The following is an 8,112-nucleotide window of genomic DNA, read 5'->3' as shown; positions in this document are numbered from 1 at the left end:
ATAATATATAAGTTTTGGTTTTTATTTTTTAGAATAGATTGTTTTTTAATGTCGTTTTCGTTTTTACATATCGACGTTGGGCTTATCAACCTCTTTTTTTTGATAGGAGTAGTATTTTTCTTAAAATTACACAAGTAGTTAATTCGTGATTATTTGATTTACTTATAAAGTATGTTTTTTTCTTATAATTTATTTTAATACATTTGAATAAATTAATTTTATTTAAAATGATTGGAGAGAAGATTAGAAAAATAAGAGTTATTAAAGGTTATTCTCAAGAATACATGTCCGAGATAATGAAAATTTCTCAAACTGCTTATTCAGACATTGAAAATAATAAGACAAAAATTAATCTTGAAAGAATTCAAGAATTAGCTAAAATTTTTGAAATAGATGTTAATGAATTAATGTCTTTTGATGAAAGTCAAGTTTTTAATAATACATTTAATGAAAATGCAAAAGGTTTCTTCAACGTTCAAAAAGTGATTTCTGAAACATTTGATAATGAAAGAAAATCATATCACGAACAAATAAAAAATTTAAAGGAGGAAATCCATTTTTTAAGAAATGAATTGAAAAGTAAATAATTATTTTTTCAAGGAATTATTTTCAATATTCCTCAGTATTTTATTAAATGATTTCAACATCATCTTATCGTTTGATTTTATAAAGAAAAAATCATCTTTATTGTTAGCGATATCTAGTATTCCTATGGCGTTTTTTGAATATATAATTTCTAATTTTTTTAAATTCATATACTTCAATTGTTGCATAAGATATTTTTTTTTGAAATTTTTTATATTTATCGTTAACAACAATCTTAATTCCATCTAAATCGTCTCTCTTTATTTCTACCTTAATATTTATGAAGAAATCATAATCTAATAAACCTTTTTTTAATTCCTTCAAAACTGAAATATCTGGGTTTAAAGGTGTCTTTTTGTTTTGGAGTAAAACATCATTCGCTGTTAACTTATAATAATAATTATTGCCAATTAAATCTTTAAACTTTTCATTTGCTTGATTAGCAATAATGCTTTTTACTCCATTTGGCGCATCAATTTCATTTAATAGCCATTTTCCATTTCTAAAGTCTATATTTGATTCAATATTGTTGTTTTGAATTGTATAATGCGCTGATTCACATGAACAAAACCCAATTAATAACACTAATATTAGCAATATTTTCTTCATAACTTAAAATTCATTCAAATCTTTATAAACTTCAACATTCACTTCTTCAATATAATTTAAAAGTATATCTTTTCCTGTGCCTTCTGTAGCCGAAGTTACAAAATGTTGTGGCATTTCTTCCCAGTTATTGGCTAACAATTGTTTTCTGTAAGCAGCAACATGAGCATTAATTTTAGCTTTGCTAATTTTGTCGGCTTTGGTAAATACAATACAAAAAGGCACTTCGGTTTCTCCAAGATATTCTATAAATTCTAAATCAATTTTTTGTGCTTCAAGGCGAATATCAATTAAAACAAAAGCACATACTAGTTGTTCTCTGCTTTCAAAATAATCAGTTATAAATTCTTGAAAAACCTCTTTAGTTTTTTTAGAAACTCTTGCATATCCATAACCTGGTAAATCGACCAAAAACCAATTAGAATTTATTTTAAAGTGATTTATAAGTTGTGTTTTTCCTGGTTTTCCAGATGTTTTTGCCAAATTTTTATGATTGGTAATCATATTTATTAAAGACGATTTTCCAACATTGGAACGACCAATAAATGCATATTCTGGCAAACGTTCTGTCGGACATTTTGTAACGTCTGAATTGCTAATAATAAATTCGGCGGTATTAATTTTCATTTTGTCATTGCGAGGCAAAAAGCAATCTCTTTATTTTATTATAATTTGTATTTTAAGTAATCTATAAATGCTCTTTCTCTAACCAAATATCCAACAATCTATTGAACTCATCTGGATGTTCCATCATAGCAGCATGACCACATTTATCAATCCAGTACAAATCAGAATTTGGCATTAGTTTATGAAATTCTTCGGCAACTTCTGGTGGAGTTACAGCATCATTTTTACCCCAAATTATACATGTTTTCACGTGCATTTTTGGTAAATCTTTAGCCATATTATGACGAATAGCACTTTTTGCAATAGTCAAAGTTTTAATGACTTTTATTCTGTCATTTACAACACTAAAAACTTCATCAACCATTTCTTTAGAAGCAGTTTTTGGGTCATAAAATACAGCTTCGGCTTTCTTTTTTATGTATTCATAATCACCTCTTTTTGGGTAACTATCACCCATTGCGCTTTCATAAAGACCAGAACTACCGGTAATTACAAGTCCAGCAACTTTTTCGGGATACATTTTAGTATGATATAATGCAATGTGTCCGCCAAGAGAATTTCCTAATAATATTACTCTGTCAAAACCTTTATAAGTAATAAAATCTTTAACATATTTTGCAAAAGCTTTTACATTAGTTTTTAAAATATTTTGGCTATATAATGGCAATTCGGGAATAATAACTTTATGTCCTTTTTGAGAAAAATAATTTGCTACTCCTTCAAAGTTACTCAATCCGCCCATTAATCCATGTAGAATTAGAATTGGTGTTCCTTCTCCAACTTCAATATAGTTGTATTTTCCGTCTTTTATAGTTTTCAAATCCATATTCTGTGGCTCATTTTCAATTGTTACAAATATAACTTTTTATCTATAAAATCATAGTAATAATTGAATTATTTAGAGAAAATTGACAATTTTTTAATGCCAGATTTAAGACTGTTTATATTTATAATTATCAACATTTTAACTACACATTTTTTAAAATAAGCTATAAAATCCTACACCATTAATTCTCATAACTCAACTCAATAAAAATCCCTAAACCTAATATTTCATAAGGATTTGTTAATTAATTGATTTGTTACTTCAAATAAAAAGCTATTCAGAATATGCTAAAAGTGGTAAAACTTATTAACAAAGTGGTATTTTGTGGTAAAATGTGGTAATTATTTTTATATTTTTGCTCCAATCATTTAATAAACAAGTTTTTTTGAACTCAATAATAGGAACATACGAATGTAAAGTTGATGCCAAAGGAAGGTTGCTTTTGCCAGCACCTTTTAAAAAGCAACTTGCAGCTTCGCTTCAAGATGGATTTGTCTTGAAACGTTCTGTTTTTCAGCCATGCTTAGAGTTGTATCCAATGAGTGAATGGAATTTAATGATGCAAAAAATCAATAAACTCAACCGATTTGTAAAGAAAAACAATGACTTTATTCGTCGTTTTACAGCTGGAGTAAAAGTGGTTGAAATTGACAACCTAGGCAGATTGCTTGTGCCAAAAGATTTAACAAGTTTTGCTAAAATTTCTAAAGACATCGTATTGTCGTCTGCTGTAAATATTATTGAAATTTGGGATAAAGAGTTGTACGAAAAAGCTATAGATGATTCTATAGTTGACTTCGCTGATTTGGCCGAAGATGTAATGGGAAATGTAAATGATGATGACAATGGAATATCATAATCCGGTTTTACTAAAAGAAACAGTTGATGGTCTAAATATAAAACAAGATGGAATTTATGTTGATGTAACTTTTGGCGGTGGCGGACATTCTAAAGAAATATTAAATCGTCTTGGTGCAAACGGAAAATTATTTGCTTTTGATCAAGATGAAGATGCGTGGGAAAATGCCTTGCAAGACGAAAGATTTACTTTGATTAAAGAAAATTTTAGATACATAAAAAGGTTTTTAAGGTTTCACGGAATTAAACAAGTTGATGGAATTCTTGCTGATTTGGGAGTTTCTTCTCATCAGTTTGATGTTCCAGAAAGAGGATTTTCTACTCGATTTGATGCCGATTTAGACATGAGAATGAGTAAAAAAAACGATTTAGACGCTTTCAAAGTCATCAATGAATATGATGATATAAATTTAAAAAGAGTGTTTCTAGATTATGGCGAATTAAAAATTGCTCCAGCTTTGGCAAGAACAATCATTGAAGCTCGAGAAATTAAAGCTATTGAAACAACAGATGAATTGAAATTGATTTTGCAACGTTTTTTGCCAGAACAATTTAAAAATAAAATTTTAGCACAAATCTATCAAGCTGTTCGAATTGAAGTAAATCAAGAAATGGATGTTTTGAAAGAATTTCTAGAACAATCTTTAGATGTTTTAAAACCCGAAGGAAGATTAAGCGTTATTTCATATCATTCATTAGAAGATAGATTAGTAAAAAGATTTCTAAAAAACGGATTGTTTGAAGGTGAGCCAGTAAAAGATTTCTTCGGAAATTTCTCGGTTCCATTCAAGTTAATTGGAAAACTAATTGTTCCAACAGAAGAAGAAATAAAAATCAACAACCGAGCAAGAAGCGCAAAATTAAGAATTGCAGAGAAAAAATAGTTTACAGATTTCAGATTTCGGAATAACTGAACACTGAATACTGAACACTGAATACTAATTAAATGAAAGGTGGAATATACAATATATTAAAAGCAAGATTTCTTGTAAACGAAGACGCTACCAAAAACTGGCGATTTATTGTTTTCTTGATTTTTTTAGCAATAATAATGATTGCAAATACACATCGATTTGAACAAAAAGTTTTTAGAATTGCCGATTTAACTAACGAAGTTAAAGAATTACGTTCAGAATTTGTCGATAGACGTTCAGAATTAATGAAACTAAGAATGGAATCTACAGTGTCGCAAAAAATGGAATCTAGAAATATTTTTCCGTCACAAGTTCCACCACAAAAAATAAAAGTTAAAAAACCCGAAGAAAAAAATTTCTTTAAAAAGTTATGGCAGTAGAAGATAAACAAATCTCTTACCGAATTTATTTAGTTGCTTTTGTTATTTTTTTAATAGCAATAGCAATTACTGTAAAACTAACTAATATTCAGTGGGTTGAAGGTGATTATTATAGAAAATTAGCCAAAGAACGTACTGTTAGAACTTTTGTAATTCCTGCAAATAAAGGTAATATTTATTCGTCAGACGGAAGTTTACTTGCAACATCAATTCCAAACTACACAATAAGATTTGACGCTGTTACTCCAAAAGCAGAAGATTTTGAAAAAAATGTAAAGCCATTATCAGATAATTTATCAAACTTATTATCAAAGCCAAGTTCTTATTTTCAATCGCTTTTTAGAAACGCTAGAGCCAATAAAAACAGATACACATTGGTTGCCGAGGATTTGAGTTATACAGAATATGCTAAAATAAAAGCTTTTCCATTGTTCGAAAAAGGCGCTAACAAAGGTGGAATTATAGTTGAACAAAAAACAGTTCGCGAACATCCAATTGGAATAATTGCCGAAAGAACTATTGGTTATGATAGAATTGACCAAGATGGAATGTTAAAAAGAGTTGGAATTGAAGGCGCTTTTGGAAAATATTTAAATGGTAAAGATGGAAAAATTCTAAAACAAAAAATTGCAAAAGGGCAATGGAAACCAATTAGAGATATAAACGAGGTTGATCCTCAAGATGGTTACGACGTGATTTCTACAATCGATGTTTACATTCAAGACATTGCTCATCACGCACTTTTAAAACAACTTCAAGAATATGGTGCTGAGCATGGTTGTGTTGTTGTTATGGAAACCAAAACAGGTCAAGTAAAAGCAATTTCTAATCTGGGAAGAGATGAAAAATCGGGTAACTATTATGAAACAATTAATTATGCAGTAGCCGAATCTCACGAACCTGGTTCAACTTTTAAGCTGGTAGATATGATTGCGCTTTTGGATGATAATAAAATTGACACAACTAAAATTTATGATTCTAATGGTGGAGTTGTAACTTATAGAGGAAAAAAAGTTCGCGATTCTCATGATGGAGGTTACGGAAAAATATCAGTTGGTAGAGGTTTTGAAGTTTCTTCAAATACTATTTTGGTACAAGCAGTTTATGAAAATTATAAAAATAACCCACAAGAATTTGTAGATAGAATTGATAGAATGGGATTAAACAAACCACTCGGTTTGCCATTTCAAGGAGAAGGAATTCCAAGAATACCACAAACCACAGATAAAGATTGGAGTGCAATTTCACTACCATGGATGGCTTTTGGATATGGAGTTTTAGTAACACCAATGCAAACATTAACCTTATACAATGCTGTTGCAAACAATGGTGAAATGGTAAAACCTCAATTCGTTTCAGAAATCAAAGAATGGAATAAAGCCATAAAAAAATATGAAAAACAAATCATCAATCCAAAAATTTGTTCTGATGAAACTGTTAAAAAACTAAAAGTTCTTCTAGAAAATGTAGTAAAAAGAGGAACAGGTTCAAAGTTGTATTCTAAAGATTTCTCTATGGCAGGAAAAACAGGAACGGCACAAGCCAATTATGGAAAAAATGGCGGAAATGATAAACATTATATTTCATCCTTTGTTGGTTTTTTTCCAGCCCAACACCCAAAATATTCTTGTATAGTAGTCGTTCACAAACCAAATACATCAATGAATAATTATTATGGTGCTGATGTTGCTGGACCAGTTTTTAAAAGAATTGCCCAAAAGATTTTTACCGATGCACCATCAACAAATGAAATAAAAGATTTAGATAAAAAAATTGCAAAACAAGAAAACAAATACCAAGAATATTTTGATAAAGCCCAAAATATAAACAATAAAATTCCAAATCTAAAAGGAATGTCAGGCATGGATGCTGTAGCTCTTTTAGGAAATCTTGGAATAAAAGTTAAAGTAAAAGGAATAGGAAAAGTAAAAAAACAATCTGTTCAAGCCGGTGAGCCAATAATTAAGAATTCAACAATAACATTAGAATTATCATAGCATTACCCAATCTCTACAAAGTAGAAGAGAAAAAAGGAAACAAATGAATATTATTTTAAAAGACATATTATATAAAGTTGCTATTGAAGCTGTAAAAGGTTCAACAGAAATTGACGTGAACAAAATAGAATTCGATTCTAGAAAAGTTCAAGTTAATGATGTTTTTGTTGCTATTAGAGGTACAATTTCTAATGGTCATGATTTTATTGAAAAAGCAATAAATCTTGGTGCGGTTGTTATTATTTGCGATACATTTCCAGAATTAATTGTTACTGGAATAACATATATTCAAGTTAAAGACACCAATTCGGCATTGGCTTTTATGGCTACTAATTTTTATAATAGTCCTTCTTCAAAACTAAAATTAGTTGGAATTACTGGTACCAACGGTAAAACCACAGTTGCATCACTATTATATCAATTGTTCAAAAAAGCAGGATATAAAGTTGGATTACTTTCTACAGTAAAAATTTTAGTTGATGAAATCGAATACAATGCAACACATACAACTCCAGATTCATTAACTATCAATTATTATTTAAATCAAATGATTGAAAACGGTTGTGAATATTGTTTTATGGAAGTAAGTTCTCATGGAATTCATCAAAAACGTACTGATGGCTTACTTTTTGAAGGTGGCGTTTTTACCAATTTATCTCACGACCATTTAGATTATCACCCAACATTTGCTGAATATCGCGATGTAAAAAAATTATTTTTTGATCATTTACCCAAAACAGCTTTTGCATTAACCAACATCGATGATAAAAACGGTTTGGTGATGATACAAAACACAGCTGCAAGAAAATTGACTTATGCTCTTAAATCTTATTCAGATTATAAAGCACAAATATTAGAAAATCAATTATCAGGTTTGCTATTAAAAATTAATGATAATGAAGTTTGGGTTAAACTCATTGGAACATTCAATGCCTATAATTTATTAGCAATTTTTGGAACTGCAGTAGAATTAGGAATTGAAAAATTTGAAGCAATGCGATTACTTTCTGAATTAGAAAGTGTATCAGGTAGATTTCAATTTATAGTTTCTGACAAAAAAATTACAGCAATTGTTGATTATGCTCACACACCAGATGCTTTAGAAAATGTCTTAAAAACAATCAACGACATTCGAACTAAAAACGAACAACTAATTACAATAGTTGGTTGTGGTGGCGATAGAGATAAAACAAAACGCCCAATTATGGCGAGCATTGCAGGTGCACTAAGTGATAAAATTATTTTAACCAGTGATAATCCTAGGTCAGAAAATGCAAGTGTAATTTTAAAAGATATGGAGCTTGGTTTAGATAGTGCAG

Annotated in this window: 9 protein-coding genes; 6 read left to right on the top strand and 3 right to left on the bottom strand. The window is 29.3% G+C overall.

Going from position 1 to position 8,112, the window contains the following annotated elements:
* Positions 1-227: 227 nt before the first annotated feature.
* A complete protein-coding gene (locus ACH2BO_RS01665; protein ID WP_395043026.1) occupies positions 228-587 on the top strand; it encodes a helix-turn-helix domain-containing protein in 360 nt (119 codons plus the stop codon).
* Positions 588-690: 103 nt separating this feature from the next.
* On the opposite strand, the gene ACH2BO_RS01660 is transcribed toward ACH2BO_RS01665, so the two are convergent.
* From ACH2BO_RS01660 to ACH2BO_RS01650, 3 genes are all read right to left on the bottom strand, one after another.
* Entirely contained in the window at positions 691-1,194 is a 504-nt protein-coding gene (locus tag ACH2BO_RS01660; RefSeq protein WP_395043025.1) for a hypothetical protein, read from the bottom strand.
* A 3-nt stretch (positions 1,195-1,197) separates the two neighbouring features.
* Positions 1,198-1,818 carry a ribosome biogenesis GTP-binding protein YihA/YsxC gene (gene yihA / locus ACH2BO_RS01655; protein ID WP_395043024.1) on the bottom strand — a complete coding sequence of 207 codons (621 nt, stop codon included), beginning with the start codon at positions 1,816-1,818 and terminating at the stop codon, positions 1,198-1,200.
* A 61-nt stretch (positions 1,819-1,879) separates the two neighbouring features.
* On the bottom strand, positions 1,880-2,644 hold the full coding sequence (locus ACH2BO_RS01650; protein WP_395043023.1) for an alpha/beta fold hydrolase: 765 nt from the start codon (positions 2,642-2,644) through the stop codon (positions 1,880-1,882).
* A gap of 385 nt (positions 2,645-3,029) precedes the next feature.
* Between ACH2BO_RS01650 and mraZ the strand changes: the two genes are divergently transcribed.
* The 5 genes from mraZ to ACH2BO_RS01625 form a co-directional block, all read left to right on the top strand.
* Positions 3,030-3,503, top strand: coding sequence for a division/cell wall cluster transcriptional repressor MraZ (mraZ, locus tag ACH2BO_RS01645; protein ID WP_395043022.1), 474 nt, complete (start codon positions 3,030-3,032; stop codon positions 3,501-3,503).
* Positions 3,478-4,386 carry a 16S rRNA (cytosine(1402)-N(4))-methyltransferase RsmH gene (rsmH, locus tag ACH2BO_RS01640; protein ID WP_395043021.1) on the top strand — a complete coding sequence of 303 codons (909 nt, stop codon included), beginning with the start codon at positions 3,478-3,480 and terminating at the stop codon, positions 4,384-4,386. Before mraZ ends, rsmH begins: the two co-directional genes overlap by 26 nt.
* Positions 4,387-4,448: 62 nt before the next feature.
* Positions 4,449-4,796 carry an FtsL-like putative cell division protein gene (locus ACH2BO_RS01635; RefSeq protein WP_395043020.1) on the top strand — a complete coding sequence of 116 codons (348 nt, stop codon included), beginning with the start codon at positions 4,449-4,451 and terminating at the stop codon, positions 4,794-4,796.
* Positions 4,787-6,793 (top strand): penicillin-binding transpeptidase domain-containing protein, encoded by a 2,007-nt coding sequence (locus ACH2BO_RS01630; protein WP_395043019.1) that lies wholly within the window; start codon positions 4,787-4,789, stop codon positions 6,791-6,793. The genes ACH2BO_RS01635 and ACH2BO_RS01630 overlap by 10 nt, the downstream gene beginning before the upstream one ends.
* Positions 6,794-6,836: 43 nt before the next feature.
* On the top strand, positions 6,837-8,112 hold a 1,276-nt coding region (locus ACH2BO_RS01625), incomplete at its 3' end, for a UDP-N-acetylmuramoyl-L-alanyl-D-glutamate--2,6-diaminopimelate ligase (protein WP_395043018.1).

The sequence above is a fragment of the Flavobacterium sp. genome (assembly GCF_043773265.1).
Lineage (GTDB): Bacteria > Bacteroidota > Bacteroidia > Flavobacteriales > Flavobacteriaceae > Flavobacterium.
The sequence above is the reverse complement of the archived record's forward strand: the minus strand, read 5'-3'. Positions and strand labels throughout refer to the sequence as shown.

Excerpts from the sequence above, each read along its gene's own strand:
- ACH2BO_RS01665 (WP_395043026.1), top strand. The coding sequence starts at position 228 with ATGATTGGAGAGAAGATTAGAAAAATAAGAGTTATTAAAGGTTATTCT.
- ACH2BO_RS01660 (WP_395043025.1), bottom strand. The coding sequence starts at position 1,194 with ATGAAGAAAATATTGCTAATATTAGTGTTATTAATTGGGTTTTGTTCA.
- yihA (WP_395043024.1), bottom strand. The coding sequence starts at position 1,818 with ATGAAAATTAATACCGCCGAATTTATTATTAGCAATTCAGACGTTACA.
- ACH2BO_RS01650 (WP_395043023.1), bottom strand. The coding sequence starts at position 2,644 with ATGGATTTGAAAACTATAAAAGACGGAAAATACAACTATATTGAAGTT.
- rsmH (WP_395043021.1), top strand. The coding sequence starts at position 3,478 with ATGATGATGACAATGGAATATCATAATCCGGTTTTACTAAAAGAAACA.
- ACH2BO_RS01635 (WP_395043020.1), top strand. The coding sequence starts at position 4,449 with ATGAAAGGTGGAATATACAATATATTAAAAGCAAGATTTCTTGTAAAC.
- ACH2BO_RS01630 (WP_395043019.1), top strand. The coding sequence starts at position 4,787 with ATGGCAGTAGAAGATAAACAAATCTCTTACCGAATTTATTTAGTTGCT.